We start from the raw sequence: 19,162 nt of genomic DNA, 5'->3' as shown, positions 1-19,162 counted from the left end.
ATGCGGCTTCTGGGTAGGGGGGAGCGCGGCGCGGCGCATCGAACGGCGCCGCGCCTCGGGAAGGCGGGGTGGGGGTGGGTCAGCCGAGGACGGCCAGCGCGTCGATCTCGATGAGGAGACCCGCGGGGAGACCGACGTAGACCGTCGTGCGCGCGGCGGGCGGCTGGGTCAGGCCCTGCTCCTCGAAGTACGCGTTGTAGATCGCGTTCATCTCGGCGAAGTGGTCGGTGTCGGTGAGGTAGACGCGGATCATCATCACGTCGTCCCAGGAGGCGCCGCCCTCCTCCAGGATGGCCTTGACGTTGGCCAGTGTCTGGAGGGTCTGCTCGCGCAGGGTCGGCCCGGCGGGGGTGGGCGCCTTTCCCTCCTCGGCGGGCAGGAAGCCGACCTGCCCGGCGACCTGGAGGATGTTGCCCTTCTTCACTCCGTGCGAGAACTTCGCCGGCGGCGTTGTGTGGGTCTTCGGGGTGAGCGCGATCTTGTCCGTCATACGGTGCCCTTCACTGGTGTTCTGCCGGAGTACTCCCCGCTGATGGCGTCCGCCGTGCGGCGCACCAGCGGCAGGAGGGTGAGGAGTTCGTCGGCGGTGACGACGACGTTCGGCGCGGAGACCGACATCGCCGCGACGACCCGGCCGTCGGCGCCGCGGATGGGCGCCGCGACGCAGTTGATGGACTCCTCGTGGCCGCCGAGGTCGGTGGCCCAGCCCTGTTCGCGCACCTTCTCCAGCTCCCGCAGGAACGCGCCGGCGTTGGGTGTCGAACGGGACGTGTAGGTGGGGTAGTCGAGCTTCTCCGCGACCGCCCGCCGCTCGTGCTCGGGCAGGTCGGCCAGGAGCAGCTTGGCGACCGCGGCGACGGTGATGGCGACGGGCTTGCCGATGCGGGAGTACATCCGCACGGGGTAGCGGCTCTCGACCTTGTCGATGTACAGGACCTCGTTCTCCTCGTACACGGCGAGGTGCACGGTGTGCCCGCAGTCCTCGTTGAGGCGGACGAGGTGGGGGTGGGCGATCTCGCGGACGTCGAGGTTCTCCATCGCCTCCTGGGCGAGCGCGAAGAGCCGGGCGCCGAGGCGGTAGCGCTGGTCGGACTGGCGGTAGACGAGTCCGTGCTCGTGCAGGGTGCGCAGCAGCCGCAGCGCCGTGGACTTGTGGACGCCGAGGCGGTCGGCGACCTGCCCCAGGTCGGCGGGGCCCTCGGCGAGCAGCGGCAGGATGCTGAGCGCGCGGTCGACGGTCTGGCTCATGGCGTTCGTACCTCCTCGGCGGCCCGCTGTGTCTCCTCGGTCCAGCCCGGGCCGAGTCGCAGTCTCCCCCATGCCGCGTCGTCCAGGGCGACGAGCCGGTCGGTGTGCTCCCGCGAGGCCGGTGTGGCGAGGTCGCCGGGGACGGTGAGCGCGGCGGCGGCCATGAGGTGGCCGTGCCGCAGCCGGTCCCGTACGGGCAGTGCGCGCAGGGTGGCGGAGAGGAACCCGGCGGCGAAGGCGTCGCCCGCACCGACCTCGGCGACGACGTCGACCCGGGGTGCGGGGACGAAGGTGACGTCCCGCCGCTCGAAGACGGTGGCTCCGGCGGCGCCCTGCTTGACGACCAGCACCTCGGGTTCGGGGAGGGCGGCGCGGACGGCCTCGGGGCTGTGCAGGCCCCACGCCTCGTCCTGCCCGACGAACACGAGGTCCGCGCCCCGGGCGAGATCGCGCAGCACCGTCGGGGCGTCCGTGTCGCGCCACAGGCCGGGACGGTGGTTGACGTCGAAGGAGACCAGGGGCCGGCCGGGGCGGCGGGCGGTCAGCTCGCGCAGCAGGCCGAGGCAGTCCGGGGACAGCGCGGCGGTGATCCCGGAGAGGTGCAGCACGCGCCCGGAGCGCACCGCCGCCGGGTCCACCGTGGCGGCGGACATCGCCGAGGCGGCCGATCCGGCCCGGTAGTAGGCCACCTCGTGGGCGTCGCCGGCCCGGTCCCCCGCCGTGCGGAAGTAGATCCCGGTCGGACGCGCCGGATCGCGCCGTACGGACGTGACGTCGACGCCGTAGGACCCGATCTCCTCGACGAGGTGGTCGCCGAAGCCGTCGGCGCCGACCGCGCTGACCCACCGCACGGAGTGCCCTGCCGCCGCCAGCACGCACGCCACGTTCGACTCCGCCCCGCCGATCCCCCGCTCGAAGGACGGCACGTCGGCGAGGCGGCCCGGCCGGGAGGGCAGGAACGTGACCATGGACTCGCCGAGCGCGACGACGTCCACGACGTCGGGGGCGTTGCAGGGTCCGGTGGGGGTCACGATGCTCGTAGCTCCTCGGCGGCTTCGGTGGGTGGCGGTTTCATTGACCGGCGGTGGCCGAGATGTTAGACAGCGTTCAGCGACATACGCAATGAAGGTTGCAGATACTGCAACACCGCAGATCAGGGAGGCTCCATGACGGCCGACAGCGCCCAGTCCCTCGCCCGGCTCGCCGCCGAGCGCGTCGACCACCGCTTCAAGGGCCTCCCGCCGGACGCCGACGGGCTGACCGTCGCCGAGCTGGCCGGCCAGCGCCGCAACCTCTTCACGGGCGGCTTCGCGACGCCCGTGCTCGCGCTGTCCGCCGAGCGCCTGGAGCACAACCTGAAGCTCATGGAGACGTACGCGGCCCGGCACGGCCTCGCCTTCGCGCCGCACGGCAAGACCTCGATGGCACCGCAGCTGTTCCAGCGGCAGATCGAGCACGGGGCGTGGGGCATCACGCTGGCCGTGCCGCACCAGGTGCGGGTGGCGCGGGCCTTCGGGACGCGGCGCGTGTTCCTCGCCAACGAGCTGGTCGACGCGGCGGCCCTGCGCTGGATCGCGGCCGAACTGGACGCCGACCCGGATTTCGAGCTGGTGTGTTACGTCGACTCGGTGCGGGGGGTCGAGCTGATGGACGCCGCCCTGCGGGGTGCCACGCGCCCCGTGGACGTCGTGGTCGAGCTCGCCGCGGGCGAGGGCGCCCGGACCGGTGTCCGTACGGAGGCGGAGTGCGCGGCGGTCGCGGACGCCGTGGCGGGCACGCGGACGCTGCGGCTCGTCGGCGTCGCGGGCTACGAGGGCGAGGTGCCGAAGGCCGACACCGAGCGGGTGACGGCGTGGCTGCGGCGGCTGGTCGCGCTCGCCGCCGACTTCGACAAGGCCGGACGGTTCACCGGGCTGGACCGGATCATCGTCAGCGCGGGCGGCAGCGCCTGGTTCGACGCGGTCGCCGAGGTCTTCGCGGAGATCCCCGAACTCTCCCTTCCCGTACTGAAGTTGCTGCGCTCGGGCGCGTACGTCTCGCACGACGACGGCCACTACCGCAAGCTGACCCCGTTCAACCGGGTCCCCGAGGAGGGCGCGCTGGAGCCGGCGTTCCGCCTGTGGACGCAGGTGGTGTCACGCCCCTCCGCCGAGCAGGCCTTCGTCAACGCGGGCAAGCGGGACGCGGCCTACGACCTCGACCTGCCCTTCGCCCAGGTGATCCGCCGGGACGCCGCCGAGCGCCCGGCGACGGGCGTGTCCGTGACGGCCCTGTCGGACCAGCACGCCTGGCTCGCCACCACGCCGGAGGCGGACCTGGAGGTCGGCGACTGGGTCGGGCTCGGGCTGTCCCACCCGTGCACCTCGTTCGACAAGTGGCAGCTGATCCCCGTCGCGGAGGCGGACGGCACGGTCGTCGACTACGTCCGCACGTTCTTCTAGGAGGCCGTCAGCGATGGAAGAACTCGTCATCCGGGACGCCGACGTCGTCGACGGCTCCGGCTCGGACTCCTACCGGGCCGATGTCGTGGTCGACGGCGGCCGGATCGTGTCGATCGTCAAGGAGGCCGCGGCGGCCGGCTGCCAGCGGCCGAAGGCGCGCCGGGAACTGGACGCCGAGGGCCTGGTCCTCTCCCCCGGTTTCGTCGACATGCACGCCCACAGCGACCTGGCGCTGCTGCGCGACCCCGACCACAGCGCCAAGGCCGCGCAGGGCGTCACCCTGGAGGTCGTCGGCCAGGACGGCCTGTCGTACGCACCGGTCGACGACCGCACGCTCGGCGAGGTGCGGCGGGCGATCGCCGGGTGGAACGGCCCGGGTGACGACATCGACTTCGACTGGCGCACGGTCGGCGAGTACCTGGACCGGCTGGACCGCGGGATCGCCGTGAACGCGGCCTACCTGATCCCGCAGGGCACGGTCCGGGCGCTCGCCGTCGGCTGGGAGGACCGCGCGGCCACACCGCAGGAGCTGGACCGGATGCGGCAGTCGGTGGCCGAGGGCTTGGAGCAGGGCGCCGTCGGCATGTCGTCGGGGCTGACGTACACCCCGGGCATGTACGCGCGGGACGCCGAACTGACCGAACTGTGCCGGGTGGTGACGTCGTACGGCGGCTACTACTGCCCGCACCACCGCTCCTACGGCGCCGGGGCCCTCCAGGCGTACGAGGAGATGGTGGCGCTGACCCGGGAGGCGGGCTGCTCCCTCCACCTCGCGCACGCCACCATGAACTTCGGCGTGAACAAGGGCCGGGCGCCCGAGCTGCTGGCCCTGCTGGACGAGGCGCTCGCGGCCGGGTCCGACATCAGCCTCGACACCTACCCGTACACACCGGGCTGCACGACGCTGGCGGCCGTGCTGCCGAGCTGGGCGAGCGAGGGCGGCCCGGAGGAGACCCTGAGGCGGCTGGCGGACCCCGGCACCGCGGAACGCGTCCGCCACGACCTGGAGGTCACCGGCTCGGACGGCTGCCACGGCGTGCCCGTCGAGTGGGACACGATCGAGATCTCCGGCGTGGGCGACCCGGCCCTGGCGGATTTCGTCGGCCGGACGGTCCAGGAGTCGGCGGACCGACGGGGCGAGACGTGCTGGGAGACCGCACGCGGGCTGCTGCTGGCCGACCGGCTGGCCCCGACCATCCTCCAGCACGTGGGCCACGAGGAGAACGTCCGGGAGATCATGCGCCACCGGGTGCACACCGGCGGCTCGGACGGCATCCTCCAGGGCGCGAAACCCCACCCGCGTGCCTACGGCACCTTCCCGCACTACCTCGGGCACTACGTCAGGGAGTTGGGGGTGCTGTCGCTGGAGGAGTGCGTCGCGCACCTCACGTCCCGCCCGGCGGCACGGCTCCGGCTGCCCGACCGGGGCCTGGTGCGCGAGGGGTACAAGGCCGACCTGGTGCTCTTCGACCCGGCAACGGTCGCGGCGGGCTCCACGTTCGCGCAGCCGCGCACGCTCCCGACGGGCATCCCGCACGTCCTGGTCGACGGCCGGTTCGTGATCGAGGACGGCCGGCGCACGGACGTACTGGCGGGCCGGGCGGTCCGCAGGACTCCTCCCGCGTGACCGCCCGGCCGGCACCCTGCCTGCCTTACGGCTTGGGCAGGGTGCAGCCGCTCGCGCTCAGGTCGAGCTTGCTGTCGATCCCGACGCAGGCCGGGATCCCGTAGGTCTGCTGGGCGTAGTTGATGCCCTTGCGGACGGTCACGGTGCCGTTCGCGTCGACCTCGCAGGGGTTGTTCACCGTGCAGCGCTCACCGTCCTCGTTGCCGGTGTTGTTGATGGCGACGACCTTGTTGGTGGCCTGGTCGACGACGGGCGAGCCGGACGTGCCGCCGATGGTGTTGCAGGCGGAGGTGTAGCGGACCGAGTCCTTCCAGGTCCAGTCGCCCTCCTTCAGGGTGGGGACGAACCCGTCGATGGAGCAGCTGTAGATGCGCTTCCAGTAGCCGGAGGGGATACCGATGGCGGTGCCGGCGACCGGGTGACTGTCGCTCAGCGTCAGCGCGTTGATGTTGTACGAGCTCTTGATCTGCGCGTACGTGGTGGTGAGCTGGTACAGCGCGACGTCCGTGTCGGTCATCGTGCCGTAGGCCAGCTTGGCGGCGCGCAGGGTGGCGACGCGCGAGCCGGAGGCGTTGAGCAGGGTGAAGGTGCGGCTGGACGCCTTGTCGACGAGGACCTCGCCGGGGCCGGGGAACCCGGACTCCAGGCAGTGGCCGTTGGTCATCACGAGCGCCGGGTCGTTGTCCTCGGCGTCCGGCATGCGGACGACGGAGCCGGAGCAGTTGCTGAGCGCGACGGTGCCGGCGAAGTTCACCGCTTTGGTCTGCGGACCGCGGAGGCCGGACAGCGTCTGCTCCACGGACGAGACCACGCCGGAGACGGCGGAGGTGGCCGAGCCCGTGTCCGCGGTCTTGCCGACGCCCGTGGGGGCGGCATCGGCAGCGGCCGCGGGGGCCGCGCCGGCCCCGGCTATCGCCAGGGCGCAGAACGCGGCGGCGAGAGGTTTTCTCATGGGGGGTCCCCTCTTGCGACGGAGGCGACCGGAAATCCTCCGGCCGCCTGCACTGTTGTCATGTGCATTGTGATCGTCGCGAGAGGGCGGCACAAGAACCTGTTCCACAACCGGAATCCCGGCGTCCTGTCCGACCCTACTCAACCGCCCTTACGGACCGGTCACTTGGGTCCCTTGGTGCCGCCGGGACCGTGCCCGGGTTTCCCGTCGGGCCTGCCGGGGGCCGGTGCGGTGGAGCTGGGTCCGGATTCCACCGGAGCGGTGGTCGTGGCGGCGGCCGGGGGGCCCGCGCCGTCCGTACCGGACCCGGACGGGGTCCGGCTCGCCTCGGGCGACGGGCTCGCGGACGCGGCACCGGACGGCCCGTCAGACCGCCCCGAGAGCGGGGCGTCGGGGCTTGCCGGCCGACCGGTGTCCGTGGGGGACACCGCCGACGACTCCCCCGTCGCCGGATCCGTGCGGCCCCCTTCACCGCCGCGCGTCCCGCCGGAAGGCGCACCGGAGAAGGAGAACCCGGCGACGATGACGGCCGCCGACACGGCCCCCACGGCCCCGGCGGCGACCGCCACGCGACGCGACCGCCAGGCGGCGGGCTTCCGCCGGGCCCGACGCCCGGCACCGCCCCGGCCACCCACCCCCGGCACCACGGGCAGCTCCCGGGTCTCACCGACACCGCCGGGGCCGTCGGGGCCGCCGGGGTGGGGGTGGGGGTGGGGGTGGGCTGAGATGGGGGCGGGGCCGGGGGCCGGGGCGGGGTAGGCGGGTCCACTGTGGGAGTCGTGGGCATCGCCGCCGGGGTACACGTGCCCGCTGCGGGAGCCGTCCGCGGCATCGCGGGGGTACACCTGGCCGCCGTGGGAGCCATCCGCACCGCCGCCGGGGTACACGTGCCCGGTTCCGGAACCGTCCGCCGCAGGGTCGGGGTACGCGTCCCCTCCGCGGGAACCGTCCGCACCGCCGCCGGGGTACATGTGCCCACCGCCGGAGCCCCCCGCACCGCCGTCGGCATACGCCTGGGCGCCGGTGTGGCCCGCGTCACCCGTGAGGTTGGCGCTCTCGGCGGGATGCGGAGCAGCCGGCGCCGGCGTGACCGCCGGGTCGCTCCGGTCGTACACGTCCTGCCAGCCGTGTGCCGCCGCCGGGTCCACGTAGGCGTCGTACGCCGGTGGGGGCGCTTCCTGCGGCAGGTACACGTTCGGCGGGCCCTGCGGCTCGCCGCCCGTCGCTCCGTCGGCGTAATCGAATGGCTTGGACATGGCGGCGAATTCTAGGGACTGAAGATGCTGGTGGGACAGCGTGCGGCGATATCACCCCAAATAGCCGCGTCTCACGTGGCGGAAAACACGACCCGGCAGCCATTACCGGGCCGTAAGCTCCCACACATGCAGGTGATCCAGTCGACCAAGCTCGCCAACGTCTGTTACGAGATCCGGGGCCCGGTTCTCGAGGAGGCGATGCGCCTGGAAGCGGCAGGGCACCGCATCCTCAAGCTGAACACCGGCAACCCGGCAGCGTTCGGCTTCGAGTGCCCGCCGGAGATCCTGGAGGACGTCCTCCGGAACGTGTCGTCGGCACACGGCTACGGAGACGCCAAGGGCCTGCTGGCCGCGCGCCGGGCCGTCGTGATGCACAACCAGACCCTCGGCATCGAGACCGACGTCGAGCACGTCTTCATCGGCAACGGCGTGTCCGAGCTGATCGTGATGGCGATGCAGGGCCTGCTGGACGACGGCGACGAGGTCCTCGTACCCGCGCCCGACTACCCGCTGTGGACCGCCGCCGTCTCCCTGTCCGGCGGCACCGCCGTGCACTACCGCTGCGACGAGCAGGCCGACTGGATGCCGGACCTCGCCGACATCGAGCGCAAGGTCACCGACCGCACCAAGGCGCTCGTGATCATCAACCCCAACAACCCGACGGGGGCCGTCTACGACGAGGCGATGATCAAGGGCCTGACCGACATCGCCCGCCGGCACAACCTGCTCGTCTGCTCCGACGAGATCTACGACAAGATCCTCTACGACGGGGCCACGCACACCCCGACCGCCTCCGTCGCCCCGGACCTGCTCACCCTCACCTTCAACGGCATGTCGAAGGCCTACCGGGTGGCCGGCTACCGGGTGGGCTGGATGTCGATCTCCGGGCCGCGCGCCCACGCCGACTCCTACATCGAGGGTCTGACGATCCTGGCGAACATGCGTCTGTGCGCGAACATGCCCGGGCAGCACGGGGTCGTCGCGGCACTCAGCGGGCGCCAGACGATCAACGACCTGGTACTGCCGGGCGGACGGCTGCGGGAGCAGCGGGACACGGCGTACGAGCTGCTGACCCAGATCCCCGGGGTGAGCTGCGTGAAACCGAAGGGGGCGCTCTACCTCTTCCCGCGCCTCGACCCCAAGGTCTTCAAGATCAAGGACGACCGCCGCATGGTCCTTGACCTGCTCCGGCGCGAGAAGATCATGGTCGTCCAGGGCACGGGCTTCAACTGGCCGGAGCCGGACCACTTCCGGGTGGTGACCCTGCCGACGGTGGGGGACCTGACCGACGCCATAGGGCGCATCGGCCACTTCCTGGACGGCTACAGCCAGGCCTGACCCCGCCCTGCCGCGCCTGCCCCGACTGCCCGCTCACGCTATGTGTGCGGGCAGTCCGGTTTTGTGAACGACTCAACTTTAGACGAAATCTAAGCTAGGATGGTTTCCTGTAAGAACACAGGAGGCCTTCCCATGTACGAACCGATCCGCGCCAAGTCGGTCCACAGCACGGTGGACGGCCCCAACCCCGACTTCCCCCACCGTTCCCGCGAGGAAGAACTGGACATCCAGCTCGCGGGCCACCTCGCCGCCCTGCTCGCGGTCACGGACGAGCTGCGTGCGACGCAGTCCTCGGCCGACCTGGACAGGGCGGCGGAGCGGCTCGCGGAGCAGGTGGGCCGGCTGCGCGGGGGACGCGCTCCGGTGCGCGCCGCCATGAGCGGCAGGCGCGACCGCGGTACGGCGGCCCTGCACCAGCGGGCGCACGCCCTGGCGGGCCGGGCGCTGGTCGTCGCCGCCTCTCGCGCCGACACGGCGGCGGCGATCCTGGCCGCCGAGCGGATGGACGCCCACACGGCGGCCCTGGACCCGCGCGAGCTCGCGTCCCGCTGAGCCCTGCCGGGCTCCCCCTGACGGCCCCGGTCCGCGCGCACCCGCAGCGACGCGCGGACCGGGCGCCACGAACCGTTCCGTGAGGGCAGACCGCGACGGACGCGATGGCACGGGCTCGGACGACGCCGGCGGCAACACGACCACCTACGGCCGGGACGGCCGCAACAGCGGGGTGGCATCGGTTGAGTGAGCCCAGCGTTCGCACCGCTGCGGCCGGGGGCGGTCAGACCGAAGGCGTACCCGGCCGTGTCTGGGTGACCCGCCAGAGCTGACGCGGCAGGTCGCCCTCCTCGAAGGCGTGGACCTCGTCCAGGCTCCAGCCCTCGGCGAGAGCGTCGACGAGGTCGCGCGGGAAGAAGTGCACGGCGAACCCGCCGTGTTCGAAGACGTCGTCGCCGTGGGGCGTGCCGGTGCCGTAGTGGGCGTCGCCGGTGTGGCGGACGGTGTAGACGAAGCTGCCGCCGGGCCGCAGCACCCTGCCGATCTCCCCGACCAGGGCGTGGATCTCCTCGGTGGACAGGGCCATGCACAGCAGCATGTGCGCGAAAACCGCATCCACGGAGGCGTCCGGCAACGGCAAGGGGTCGCGGACGTCGTGGACCGCGGTCCTCACCCGGCGGTCCACTGCCTGCCGACGGGCTGCGGCGCCCAGTTGCTCCAGACCGGCGGCGGAGAAGTCGGTCGCCTGGACGGTGAACCCTTCACGCGCGAAGTACAGGGCGTCGCGGCCGTGGCCGGCCCCGAGTTCGAGGACATCGCGGGCTCCGGCCGCATGGAAGACGGCTGCCGCGTGGCGAGCGGGCGCCGACGGTTCCTCGCCGTACATCCCCGGGTGGGTGGTGTAGGTGTTCTGCCAGTGCGTCCGCTGCACCTCGGCCAGGTCCTGCCCGTCGTCGCTCACGTTCGCCGTTCCCTTTCGGATCCATCGGGGCTGAGGGTGAATCCGCCGCCCCACCCTCACATAATCCACGATCTCATGAATTCACGATTCCCTGTACTGTCATGGTGTGCTGACCGTTGCTTCCGACATCGACGTGCTGGCCCGCTTCGGCCGCGCGCTCGCCGACCCGATCCGCTGCCGGATTCTGATCGCCCTGCGCCAGGCGCCGGCCTACCCGGCCGACCTCGCCGACGCGCTCGGCGTCTCCCGCACCCGGCTGTCGAACCACCTGGCCTGCCTGCGGGACTGCGGCCTGGCCGTGACCGTCCCGGACGGGCGGCGTACCCGCTACGAACTCGCCGACGAACGCCTCGGCCACGCGCTCGACCACCTGCTCGCCGCGGTCGTGGCGGTGGAGACGGACAAGACCTGCCCCGACGCCGCACCGGAGGGCTGCTGCTGATGGTGTCCGTCTCCCTGGGGCCCACCCCGGCCCGTCGCGAGCAACTGGCGAGCCGCATACGGCTGCTGGTGGCCGCGACGATCACGTACAACGTCGTCGAGGCCGTCGTCGCGCTGACCGCCGGGGCCGTCGCCTCCTCCACCGCGCTGATCGGCTTCGGCCTCGACTCCGTCATCGAGGTCTCCTCCGCGGCCGCGGTCGCCTGGCAGTTCTCCGCCCGCGAGCACGCGGTCCGTGACGCCCGGGAGAAGACCACCCTGCGGATCATCGCCGTCTCCTTCTTCGCCCTGGCCGCCTACGTGAGCGTCGACGCGATCCGTGCGCTGGCCGGCCCCGGCGAGGCCGACCGCTCGATCACCGGCATCGTCCTGGCCGCGCTCTCCCTCGCGGTCATGCCGTTCCTGTCCGCCGCCCAGCGCAGGGCCGGCCGTGAGCTCGGCTCCGCCTCCGCGGTCGCGGACTCCAAGCAGACCCTGCTGTGCACGTACCTCTCCGCCGTTCTCCTCGTCGGCCTGGTTCTCAACGCCACCCTCGGCTGGTCCTGGGCCGACCCGATCGCCGGCCTCGCCATCGCCGCCATCGCCATCAAGGAAGGCCGCGACGCCTGGCAGGGCAAAGGCTGCTGTGCCCCCGCCGCGGCGAGCAGCGCGGCGCCGGAGGCCGCCGCGGACGAAGACGGGTGCGGCTGCCGTCCCGGCTGCTCCTGCTGCTCGTGAACATCACGTTGCCAACTCCCCGTTGCCTCGCTCGCCCCGCTGATACTGGCCGGGCAGCGGCGGGAGGGTGGGAAGCAGCGTGGAGTGGACGGTGTGGGCGGGGCTGGCCGCGGGACTGCTGATCGCGGTGGTGACCGCGCCGGTCGGGGTGTCCGGGGCGGTGTTCCTCCTTCCGGTCCACCTGAGCGTCTTCGGTGTGCCGAGTCCGGCGATCACGCCGACGAATCTCCTGTTCAATGTGGTGGCCGGGCCGGGCGCCCTGTGGCGGTACCGCCGCGACGGCGCTCTGCGCGGCGGCCTGGCCCGGCGCCTGGCCGTCGGCACCCTGCCCGGCGTCGTCCTCGGAGCCGCGATCCGCGTCTTCGCTCTCCCCGGCCCCGGCGTCTTCCGGCTCCTGATCGCCATCCTGCTGCTGCCGCTCGGCCTGTGGCTGTGCGTCCGTACCCTCGCCCCGGCCCGCCACCGGCCGGATACCGCGGCGGAACCGTCCCCGGCCGCGCTCACTGCCCTGGCTCTCGGGGTGGGCGTGATCGGCGGCATCTACGGCATCGGCGGCGGATCCCTCCTCGGGCCGGTCCTCGCCGCCCGCGGCCTGCCTATGACCCGGGTGGCGCCGGCCGCCCTCGCGGCCACGTTCGCCACCTCCGTCGTCGGTGCCACCGCGTATGCGGTCCTGTCCCTGCTCAGCTCCGGGGACGTCGCTCCCGACTGGTGGCTGGGGCTGTCCTGCGGGGTGGGCGGCCTGGTCGGCGGCTACCTGGGGGCCCGGCTTCAGCCCCGCCTGCCCGAGAATGCGCTGCGGCTCCTGCTCGGCGTTCTCGCCACCAGCGTCGGCGGGATGTACGCACTCCAGGCCCTGACGTGAGCCCGTCCCATGGCTCATGCGGGGCTACGCGGCAGTGCTGATCACCCTCCTTCTTCTGGCCTTCACGTCGGGACGCCGGTGACAAGCGGGCACCGACTCCGCCTTCGCGGAGCCGACGGGGTCATGCGTCAGGTGCCGGCTTGAGGGACGTGACGAAGGACGTCCAGGCCGGGGCCGTGATGGTGAGGACCGGGCCGTGGGGGACCTTGGAGTCGCGGACGGGGACGACGGCGGTGTGGGCGTCGCAGACTTCGAGGCAGTTGCCGCCGTCGCCGTTGCTGTAGGTGCTCTTGCGCCAGCGGGCGGCGCCGGGGAAGGCCTCGGCCACCTCGACGCAGTCGCCACCGCTGCCGTTGCTGTAGGTGCTCTTACGCCAGACGGCCGCGCTCAAGTCAGTCGCGTGATTTGCCATTTCGGTCATCCTCAGCCGCTTGCTCGATCAGGGCGAGGGACGCCTCCGGGGGCAGTGCGGCGGCCCTGAGCCGATCGTATGCCTTGCGGTACTGCCTCACGAGGGCCGGGTCGTCGATGGTGTCTCCGCTGTACTGCGCCTCCGTGTACACCAGAGGCGGCGCGTCCGGAAAGGTCATGACCATGGCTGAGCCCAGCATCAGCGGATACGCCCCGCAGTTCCACGGAAGGATCTGGGGAACGATGCGACGGCGTCGCGCCAGGTCCGCGATACGCCCCCACTGTTCGGCGTTCCGCTCCGGCGGCAGGATCGGCTGCCGCAGCAGCGACTCGGGCAGGATCACCCAGTACTCCGGGGTCTTGTGGTCGTCCTCGAACAGCCGGGCCCGCGCCAGCCTGGCGGTCACCTTCTCCTCCACATCCTCGTCCGGTGCCAGGGGATGTGCGGAGCGGGTGACCGCCCGCGCATACGCCTCCGTCTGCAACAACCCCGGCACCAGCGTCGGGCACCACCCCTCGATGGTCTCCGCGTGCCGCTCCGCCTCCAGCACCCGCTCGAAGTAGCTCGCGTGCCCCCGCCGTTTCGCCCGTCGTACGTCCTCGCACCGCCGCCTGAAGAAGCCGTCCGTGCCCAGCACCCTGTCCACGTGCTCGGCGAGTTCCGTCGGCATCCGGCGCGTCCCCCGCTCGATCTCGCTGAGGTGGCTCGGGCCGTAGAAACTGCCCTCGACGAGTTGCTGGAGGGTCAGGCCCGCCTCCTCCCGCTTCCAGCGCAACTCGCTGCCGTAGAAGGTCGGGACGCCCGTCGAACCGTCGATGTCCTTGCGCTGACCCATCGTTCACCGTCCTTGGTGTGCCGTTACCGCCCGCTACCGGCCCTTGCGCCACGCAGCCGCAGTTCAGGAGCGGGAGACCGAAGGGCTGTCACGCTACGGTGGCCGGCGCCAGAGTGTGAGGAGTTCGTCACTCAGCGCACTGGAAGGTGTGAACCCCATGCACAGCCCCGCCGAAGCCGACGCCTGCGTCGAGGAGTTGCGAGCCGCGCTCGCCGCACACGGCATCACCCTGCCGTCCCTCGGCATCGATCTCCCGGCCTTCGCCTCCCGCTGCCCCACGCGGCCGCTGATCGTGCTCGGCAACTGCAACCTCCGCACCGCCGCAGCGCTGACGGCCGCCCTCCGCAAGGGCGCGGCGTGATGCGGCCGGCGGTGGCGCTGGAGTTGCTCGCGACACCCGGCGAGGTGTCCGGTGTGCGGCGGGCGCTGCGCTCGTACGGGACCGACGTGCAGCTCTGCGCGAGCGAGCTCGTCACGAACGTGATCCGGCACGTCGGGGAGGGCGTCCCCGTGACGGTGCGGGTGTGGCGGGAGGAGGGCGGGCGGGTCCGGCTGGGGGTCACCGATCCGGACCCCCGGGCCTTGCCCGTCCTCGTCGGAGGGGACGGAGCGGCCGGCGCCCGGGCCGAGGCGGAATCCGGCCGAGGTCTGGCGCTGCTGGACGCGCTGGCCGTGCGGTGGGGCGTAGAGCAGGAGGCGGGCCGCAAGACGGTGTGGTGCGAGCTGTTCACCGACGCCGAACCCATCGCCGCCACCGCCGCCGACACCCCGGGCACGCCCGAGCGCTCCGGCCGACGTAGGCGGTCGGCCGGAGCGCTCGGTCATCCATCGGCACGTTCGTGAGCCCGCGGGGCGGGGCGCGCCGAAGCGGGCGGGAGGGGGCCTGTCGCCGTCGGTTTCCATCGGGGCGGACGGAAGGCGGCGACGGGCCCCGGACCCCGCACGCCGTTGTGCGGGCCCCGCCAGTCGGTTCCGCGGCCGGCCGTGACGATGTTGCTGGTCAGGGCACAGTCGGTTCCAGCCGGCCGCGGAGTTCGGGGTGGGGCTCAGCCCAGGCGCTGCACCAGCGCGCGGTACTGGTCCCACAGCTCCTTCGGCGTGTGGTCGCCGAAGGTGTTGAGGTGCTCGGGGACCAGGGCGGCCTCCTCGCGCCAGACCTCCTTGTCGACCGTGAGCAGGAACTCCAGGTCGGACTCGGCCAGCTCCAGGCCGTCGGTGTCGAGGGCCTCCTTCGTCGGCAGGACGCCGATGGGCGTCTCGACGCCCTCGGCGGTGCCGTCCAGGCGCTCCACGATCCACTTCAGGACGCGGGAGTTCTCACCGAAGCCGGGCCAGACGAACTTGCCCTCGTCGTCCTTGCGGAACCAGTTGACGTAGTAGATCTTCGGCAGCTTGGACTGGTCCTTGTCCTTGGCCACGTCGACCCAGTGGGCCATGTAGTCGCCCATGTTGTAGCCGCAGAACGGCAGCATCGCGAACGGGTCGCGGCGCAGCTCGCCGACCTTGCCCTCGGCGGCGGCGGTCTTCTCGGAGGCCACGTTGGCGCCGAGGAAGACGCCGTGGTTCCAGTCGAAGGACTCCGTCACCAGCGGCACGGCCGTGGCGCGGCGGCCGCCGAAGAGGATCGCCGAGATCGGCACGCCCTTGGGGTCCTCCCACTCCGGCGCGATGATCGGGCACTGCGAGGCCGGGACGGTGAAGCGGGCGTTGGGGTGCGCGGCCGGAACGCCCGACTCGGGCGTCCAGTCGTTGCCCTTCCAGTCCGTCAGGTGGGCCGGGGTCTCCTCCGTCATGCCCTCCCACCAGATGTCGTTGTCGTCGGTGAGGGCGACGTTGGTGAAGACGGAGTTGCCCCAGAGCGTCTTCATCGCGTTGGCGTTGGTGTGCTCGCCGGTGCCGGGGGCGACACCGAAGAAGCCCGCCTCGGGGTTGATGGCGTAGAGGCGGCCGTCCTCGCCGAAGCGCATCCAGGCGATGTCGTCGCCGATGGTCTCGACCGTCCAGCCGGGGACGGTCGGCTCCAGCATGGCGAGGTTGGTCTTGCCGCAGGCGCTCGGGAAGGCCGCCGCGACGTACTTGGCCTCGCCGCGCGGCGGGGTCAGCTTGAGGACCAGCATGTGCTCGGCGAGCCAGCCCTCGTCACGGGCCATGACGGAGGCGATGCGCAGGGCGTAGCACTTCTTGCCGAGCAGGGCGTTGCCGCCGTAGCCCGAGCCGTAGGACCAGATCTCGCGGTCCTCGGGGAAGTGCGAGATGTACTTGGTCTGGTTGCAGGGCCAGGGGACGTCCGCCTGGCCGGGCTCCAGCGGGGCGCCCAGGGTGTGCACGGCCTTGACGAAGAAGCCGTCGGAGCCGAGCTCGTCCAGGACGGCCTGGCCCATGCGCGTCATCGTGCGCATCGAGACGGCGACGTAGGCCGAGTCGGTGATCTCCACACCGAGCGCGGACAGCGGCGAGCCGAGCGGGCCCATGCAGAAGGGCACGACGTACATGGTCCGGCCACGCATCGAGCCGCGGAACAGACCGCCCTGGCCTCCGGAGCCCTGGAAGATCTCCCGCATCTCGGCGGGGGCCTTCCAGTGGTTGGTCGGGCCGGCGTCCGCCTCCTTCTCGGAGCAGATGAACGTCCGGTCCTCCACGCGGGCGACGTCGGTGGGGTCGGAGGCGGCGTAGTAGGAGTGGGGGCGCTTGATCGGGTCGAGTTTCCGGAAGGTGCCCTTCTCGACGAGCTCCCCGCACAGGCGCTCGTACTCGGCCTCGGATCCGTCACACCAGACCACGTTGTCCGGCTGCGTCAGTTCTGCGATCTCGTTGACCCACGAGATCAGCCCCTGATGGGTGGTGGGGACGGTGGGAGCCGCGATATCGCGCGCCACGATTGCTCCTAAATGAGGGATTTTTTGTGATGTGGAGGCCCCGTGGGGGCTGCGACCCGGATGCTTCGGTGGATCTTGGCGCTCATCCGGTGCCGACTGCACTCATTTGATCATCCGACGTGCGCGCCCATCTGTCCAGAGGAGCGCACAGGTGAGCAACGTGAGGCTCGCCACGGTTTCCCCGCACCTCTTTGCGTGCACGTTGCGTTCACCTGACAGTCCGTTTGCGTGACCATCGCCGGGATGCGCTGAGAGGATGGCCACTCTTCGCCGGTCAATCGACGGCACCGACGCGCCACTTACGGTTCCGTAGCTACCATTCGGCCATGACTGCGTTCGTCCCCGACGCGCCCACGGACTCGGCGGCCGACGGCCACGGTCCGAAGGCGCTCTCCCTGCCGCATCCGGTCAAGCCGAAGCTGCGCGGCTGGCTGCACCTGGGCATGTTCCCGGCCGTTCTGGTCGCGGGCCTGGTGCTGACCGCGCTCGCCGACTCCTCCAGAGGACGCATCGCCTGCGGGATCTTCGCCCTGACAGCCTGCCTGCTGTTCGGCGTGAGCGCGCTGTACCACCGGGGCGACTGGAGCCCGCGCATGGACGGCGTGCTGCGCCGGCTGGACCACGCCAACATCTTCCTGATCATCGCGGGCACCTACACGCCGCTGACCATGCTGCTCCTGCCGGGAGCCAAGGGGCAGTGGCTGCTGTGGGGCATCTGGGCCGCGGCCGTGGCCGGCATCCTCTTCCGGGTCTTCTGGGTCGGCGCCCCGCGCTGGCTCTACACGCCCTGCTACATCGCCATGGGCTGGGCGGCCGTCTTCTACCTGCCGGACTTCATGCGCACCGGCGGCATCGCCGTCCTCGTCCTGGTCATCGTCGGCGGCCTGCTCTACAGCGCGGGCGGCGTGGTCTACGGCATCAAGCGGCCGAACCCGTCACCGCGCTGGTTCGGCTTCCACGAGGTGTTCCACTCCCTCACCCTGGCGGCCTTCATCGCCCACTACGTGGGGATCTCGCTGGTGGCGTACCAGCACGGGTAGCTCCCTCTCGCGCCCTCTCAAGGCCACGGCTTTCCAGCCGTGGCCTTTTTGCATGCCCGGACACCACCACCACTTGACAGTCTCCATCGTTTGACAGTTACTTTCATTTCATGGCTACTGTCATTACGCCTGACCCCCGCCGCTGGTGGGCCCTGACCGCTCTGGTCGCGAGCATGCTCACGCTCGGCTTCGACATGACGATCCTCAACGTCGCGCTGCCGACCATGGCCGGGGACCTCGGCGCGCGTACGGGCGAGCAACAGTGGATGGCGGACGCGTACGTGGTCGTCTTCGCCGCACTGATGCTTCCGGCCGGGCTGCTCGGTGACCGGTTCGGGCGGCGGCTGATGCTGGTCACCGGGCTCGGGATCTTTCTGGCCGGCTCGGTCATGGGCGCCCTGGCCCCGGACGTGACCTGGGTCGTCGTGGCCCGGGCCGTGATGGGCGTGGGCGGCGCACTGGTCATGCCGCTCGCGCTGTCCGTGCTGCCCTCGCTGTTCGGGCCGGACGAGCGCTCCAAGGCGATCGGCGTCATGTCGGCCGCCTCCGCGCTGGGCATGCCGCTCGGCCCGATCCTGGGCGGCTGGCTGCTCGACCACTTCTGGTGGGGCTCGGTCTTCCTGGTCAACGTCCCGATGGTCGGCATCGGCGTCGCGGCGTGCCTGTTCCTGCTCCCCGAGACGCGCGACCCCGCCTCCCCCAAGGTCGACGTCACGGCCACGTCCCTGACCGCGGCCGGTCTCGGCGCCCTCGTCTACGCCATCATCGAGGCACCCACACGCGGCTGGGGCGACCCTCTGGTCGCCGGGTTCCTCGCCGGGGCCGTCGTCCTGCTCGCCGGGCTGGTGCTGCGCGAGCGGCGGGCGGCGCGGCCCATGCTCGACATGGAGCTGCTCCGCCACCGCGGCTTCCTCGTGAACGCCCTCACGGCGACGCTGGTCACCTTCGTCCTGGCGGGCCTGCTGTTCCTGCTGCCGCCCTACCTCCAGGCCGTCCTCGGCCACGACGCCCTCGGCACCGGGCTGCGGCTGCTGCCGATGATGGCGGGCCTGATGATCTCCGCACGCGGCGCCCAGCCGGTCGTCGCCCGGTTCGGCCCCCGCGCGGTGGTCAGCTGCGGCCTGGTGACGCTGGCCTTCGCCGCGTTCCTCGGCAGCCGTACGACGGCCGACTCCGGGTACGGCTTCACCGCCCTGTGGCTGACCGTCACCGGCCTCGGCTTCGGTTTCGCCGTGGTCCCGGCGATGGACGGGGCGCTGGCCACGCTGCCCTCCGACCGGGCCGGGAGCGGTTCCGGGTTGCTGATGACCCTGCGCCAGGTCGGCAGCGCCATCGGCATCGCCCTGCTCGGCAGCCTGCTCGCGAGCGCCTACCGGGACCGGCTCGACGTCACCGGGCTGTCCGGCCGGGCCGCCGACACCGCCGGGGAGTCCGTCGTCGCCGCACACCTGGTCGCCGAGCGGTCCGGCACGCCGGGCCTGGCCGCCTCCGCGAACAGCGCCTACGTCCACGGCATGGGCGTCGTGCTGCTGGTGTGCGGTGTCGCGGCCCTGGTCGCCGCGCTGTCCGCCGCCGCGTTCCTGCCCGGGAGCGAGTCCGCCGAGGGCGGGGAGAGCGGCAGTCCGGCCATGGCCGGGCCCGGGGCCGATGCCCGACAATGA

The 19,162-nt window shown here is 71.9% G+C and carries 20 protein-coding genes; 11 read left to right on the top strand and 9 right to left on the bottom strand.

Annotated elements, in window-relative coordinates; translation table 11 throughout:
• Nucleotides 1-79: 79 nt before the first annotated feature.
• From RFN52_RS25840 to RFN52_RS25830, 3 genes are read right to left on the bottom strand one after another with little or no spacing between them, the layout of a single operon-like run.
• Nucleotides 80-490: a RidA family protein gene (locus RFN52_RS25840; protein ID WP_184849441.1), complete on the bottom strand. Its 411-nt coding sequence runs from the start codon at nucleotides 488-490 to the stop codon at nucleotides 80-82.
• Entirely contained in the window at nucleotides 487-1,248 is a 762-nt protein-coding gene (locus RFN52_RS25835) for an IclR family transcriptional regulator (RefSeq protein WP_184849439.1), read from the bottom strand. Before RFN52_RS25835 ends, RFN52_RS25840 begins: the two co-directional genes overlap by 4 nt.
• Nucleotides 1,245-2,279, bottom strand: a complete 1,035-nt coding sequence (locus tag RFN52_RS25830) for a sugar kinase (protein WP_184849437.1) — start codon at nucleotides 2,277-2,279, stop codon at nucleotides 1,245-1,247. The genes RFN52_RS25835 and RFN52_RS25830 overlap by 4 nt, the downstream gene beginning before the upstream one ends.
• A 135-nt stretch (nucleotides 2,280-2,414) precedes the next feature.
• Between RFN52_RS25830 and RFN52_RS25825 the strand changes: the two genes are divergently transcribed.
• Nucleotides 2,415-3,689, top strand: a complete 1,275-nt coding sequence (locus tag RFN52_RS25825; RefSeq protein WP_184849436.1) for an amino acid deaminase — start codon at nucleotides 2,415-2,417, stop codon at nucleotides 3,687-3,689.
• Nucleotides 3,690-3,702: 13 nt separating this feature from the next.
• Nucleotides 3,703-5,316 (top strand): N-acyl-D-amino-acid deacylase family protein, encoded by a 1,614-nt coding sequence (locus tag RFN52_RS25820; protein WP_184849434.1) that lies wholly within the window; start codon nucleotides 3,703-3,705, stop codon nucleotides 5,314-5,316.
• A 25-nt stretch (nucleotides 5,317-5,341) separates the two neighbouring features.
• Here the strand turns inward: RFN52_RS25820 and RFN52_RS25815 are convergent, their stop codons facing one another.
• Both RFN52_RS25815 and RFN52_RS25810 read right to left on the bottom strand, forming a co-directional pair.
• Complete coding sequence (locus tag RFN52_RS25815) at nucleotides 5,342-6,268, bottom strand: S1 family peptidase (protein ID WP_184849432.1); 927 nt, start codon at nucleotides 6,266-6,268, stop codon at nucleotides 5,342-5,344.
• Nucleotides 6,269-6,429: 161 nt separating this feature from the next.
• Nucleotides 6,430-7,524, bottom strand: coding sequence for a hypothetical protein (locus RFN52_RS25810; RefSeq protein WP_184849430.1), 1,095 nt, complete (start codon nucleotides 7,522-7,524; stop codon nucleotides 6,430-6,432).
• A 126-nt stretch (nucleotides 7,525-7,650) separates the two neighbouring features.
• Between RFN52_RS25810 and RFN52_RS25805 the strand changes: the two genes are divergently transcribed.
• Nucleotides 7,651-8,862 (top strand): pyridoxal phosphate-dependent aminotransferase, encoded by a 1,212-nt coding sequence (locus RFN52_RS25805; RefSeq protein ID WP_184849428.1) that lies wholly within the window; start codon nucleotides 7,651-7,653, stop codon nucleotides 8,860-8,862.
• 132 nt (nucleotides 8,863-8,994) lie between these two features.
• The gene (locus tag RFN52_RS25800; protein ID WP_184849426.1) at nucleotides 8,995-9,414 is read left to right on the top strand and encodes an SCO4983 family protein; all 420 of its coding nucleotides are present in this window, start codon (nucleotides 8,995-8,997) and stop codon (nucleotides 9,412-9,414) included.
• Nucleotides 9,415-9,637: 223 nt separating this feature from the next.
• On the opposite strand, the gene RFN52_RS25795 is transcribed toward RFN52_RS25800, so the two are convergent.
• Nucleotides 9,638-10,315, bottom strand: a complete 678-nt coding sequence (locus RFN52_RS25795) for a class I SAM-dependent methyltransferase (protein WP_184849424.1) — start codon at nucleotides 10,313-10,315, stop codon at nucleotides 9,638-9,640.
• Nucleotides 10,316-10,421: 106 nt separating this feature from the next.
• Here RFN52_RS25795 and RFN52_RS25790 point away from each other — a divergent pair, with 106 nt between their 5' ends.
• The 3 genes from RFN52_RS25790 (at nucleotide 10,422) to RFN52_RS25780 (ending at nucleotide 12,338) form a co-directional block, all read left to right on the top strand.
• A complete protein-coding gene (locus RFN52_RS25790) occupies nucleotides 10,422-10,757 on the top strand; it encodes an ArsR/SmtB family transcription factor (protein ID WP_184849422.1) in 336 nt (111 codons plus the stop codon).
• Nucleotides 10,757-11,473: a cation efflux transmembrane domain-containing protein gene (locus RFN52_RS25785; protein ID WP_184849420.1), complete on the top strand. Its 717-nt coding sequence runs from the start codon at nucleotides 10,757-10,759 to the stop codon at nucleotides 11,471-11,473. The genes RFN52_RS25790 and RFN52_RS25785 overlap by 1 nt, the downstream gene beginning before the upstream one ends.
• Before the next feature lie 79 nt (nucleotides 11,474-11,552).
• Nucleotides 11,553-12,338: a sulfite exporter TauE/SafE family protein gene (locus RFN52_RS25780; protein WP_184849419.1), complete on the top strand. Its 786-nt coding sequence runs from the start codon at nucleotides 11,553-11,555 to the stop codon at nucleotides 12,336-12,338.
• A 121-nt stretch (nucleotides 12,339-12,459) separates the two neighbouring features.
• On the opposite strand, the gene RFN52_RS25775 is transcribed toward RFN52_RS25780, so the two are convergent.
• Together RFN52_RS25775 and RFN52_RS25770 are read right to left on the bottom strand one after the other, a co-directional pair.
• Nucleotides 12,460-12,750 carry a DUF397 domain-containing protein gene (locus tag RFN52_RS25775; protein ID WP_184849417.1) on the bottom strand — a complete coding sequence of 97 codons (291 nt, stop codon included), beginning with the start codon at nucleotides 12,748-12,750 and terminating at the stop codon, nucleotides 12,460-12,462.
• A complete protein-coding gene (locus tag RFN52_RS25770; protein ID WP_184849415.1) occupies nucleotides 12,731-13,585 on the bottom strand; it encodes a helix-turn-helix domain-containing protein in 855 nt (284 codons plus the stop codon). Before RFN52_RS25770 ends, RFN52_RS25775 begins: the two co-directional genes overlap by 20 nt.
• A gap of 157 nt (nucleotides 13,586-13,742) precedes the next feature.
• Here RFN52_RS25770 and RFN52_RS25765 point away from each other — a divergent pair, with 157 nt between their 5' ends.
• Together RFN52_RS25765 and RFN52_RS25760 are read left to right on the top strand one after the other, a co-directional pair.
• Nucleotides 13,743-13,946, top strand: a complete 204-nt coding sequence (locus RFN52_RS25765; RefSeq protein WP_184849414.1) for a hypothetical protein — start codon at nucleotides 13,743-13,745, stop codon at nucleotides 13,944-13,946.
• Entirely contained in the window at nucleotides 13,946-14,428 is a 483-nt protein-coding gene (locus tag RFN52_RS25760) for an ATP-binding protein (protein WP_184854036.1), read from the top strand. The genes RFN52_RS25765 and RFN52_RS25760 overlap by 1 nt, the downstream gene beginning before the upstream one ends.
• 203 nt (nucleotides 14,429-14,631) lie before the next feature.
• On the opposite strand, the gene RFN52_RS25755 is transcribed toward RFN52_RS25760, so the two are convergent.
• Nucleotides 14,632-16,461, bottom strand: coding sequence for a phosphoenolpyruvate carboxykinase (GTP) (locus RFN52_RS25755; protein WP_184849411.1), 1,830 nt, complete (start codon nucleotides 16,459-16,461; stop codon nucleotides 14,632-14,634).
• Nucleotides 16,462-16,787: 326 nt separating this feature from the next.
• Here RFN52_RS25755 and trhA point away from each other — a divergent pair, with 326 nt between their 5' ends.
• A complete protein-coding gene (gene trhA, locus RFN52_RS25750; protein WP_184849410.1) occupies nucleotides 16,788-17,501 on the top strand; it encodes a PAQR family membrane homeostasis protein TrhA in 714 nt (237 codons plus the stop codon).
• 110 nt (nucleotides 17,502-17,611) lie between these two features.
• Complete coding sequence (locus RFN52_RS25745; protein ID WP_184849408.1) at nucleotides 17,612-19,162, top strand: DHA2 family efflux MFS transporter permease subunit; 1,551 nt, start codon at nucleotides 17,612-17,614, stop codon at nucleotides 19,160-19,162.

This window comes from Streptomyces collinus (assembly GCF_031348265.1).
Classification (GTDB): Bacteria; Actinomycetota; Actinomycetes; order Streptomycetales; family Streptomycetaceae; genus Streptomyces; species Streptomyces collinus.
Note: the sequence above shows the minus strand (reverse complement) of the source record. Positions and strands in the feature narration are given on the sequence as shown.

What these genes read in the sequence shown, in the direction of transcription:
- RFN52_RS25785 (WP_184849420.1), top strand. Translation starts at nt 10,757, where the DNA reads ATGGTGTCCGTCTCCCTGGGGCCCACCCCGGCCCGTCGCGAGCAACTG.
- RFN52_RS25840 (WP_184849441.1), bottom strand. Translation starts at nt 490, where the DNA reads ATGACGGACAAGATCGCGCTCACCCCGAAGACCCACACAACGCCGCCG.
- RFN52_RS25835 (WP_184849439.1), bottom strand. Translation starts at nt 1,248, where the DNA reads ATGAGCCAGACCGTCGACCGCGCGCTCAGCATCCTGCCGCTGCTCGCC.
- RFN52_RS25810 (WP_184849430.1), bottom strand. Translation starts at nt 7,524, where the DNA reads ATGTCCAAGCCATTCGATTACGCCGACGGAGCGACGGGCGGCGAGCCG.
- RFN52_RS25820 (WP_184849434.1), top strand. Translation starts at nt 3,703, where the DNA reads ATGGAAGAACTCGTCATCCGGGACGCCGACGTCGTCGACGGCTCCGGC.
- RFN52_RS25760 (WP_184854036.1), top strand. Translation starts at nt 13,946, where the DNA reads ATGCGGCCGGCGGTGGCGCTGGAGTTGCTCGCGACACCCGGCGAGGTG.
- RFN52_RS25775 (WP_184849417.1), bottom strand. Translation starts at nt 12,750, where the DNA reads ATGGCAAATCACGCGACTGACTTGAGCGCGGCCGTCTGGCGTAAGAGC.
- trhA (WP_184849410.1), top strand. Translation starts at nt 16,788, where the DNA reads ATGACTGCGTTCGTCCCCGACGCGCCCACGGACTCGGCGGCCGACGGC.
- RFN52_RS25765 (WP_184849414.1), top strand. Translation starts at nt 13,743, where the DNA reads ATGCACAGCCCCGCCGAAGCCGACGCCTGCGTCGAGGAGTTGCGAGCC.
- RFN52_RS25825 (WP_184849436.1), top strand. Translation starts at nt 2,415, where the DNA reads ATGACGGCCGACAGCGCCCAGTCCCTCGCCCGGCTCGCCGCCGAGCGC.
- RFN52_RS25815 (WP_184849432.1), bottom strand. Translation starts at nt 6,268, where the DNA reads ATGAGAAAACCTCTCGCCGCCGCGTTCTGCGCCCTGGCGATAGCCGGG.
- RFN52_RS25805 (WP_184849428.1), top strand. Translation starts at nt 7,651, where the DNA reads ATGCAGGTGATCCAGTCGACCAAGCTCGCCAACGTCTGTTACGAGATC.
- RFN52_RS25745 (WP_184849408.1), top strand. Translation starts at nt 17,612, where the DNA reads ATGGCTACTGTCATTACGCCTGACCCCCGCCGCTGGTGGGCCCTGACC.
- RFN52_RS25770 (WP_184849415.1), bottom strand. Translation starts at nt 13,585, where the DNA reads ATGGGTCAGCGCAAGGACATCGACGGTTCGACGGGCGTCCCGACCTTC.
- RFN52_RS25800 (WP_184849426.1), top strand. Translation starts at nt 8,995, where the DNA reads ATGTACGAACCGATCCGCGCCAAGTCGGTCCACAGCACGGTGGACGGC.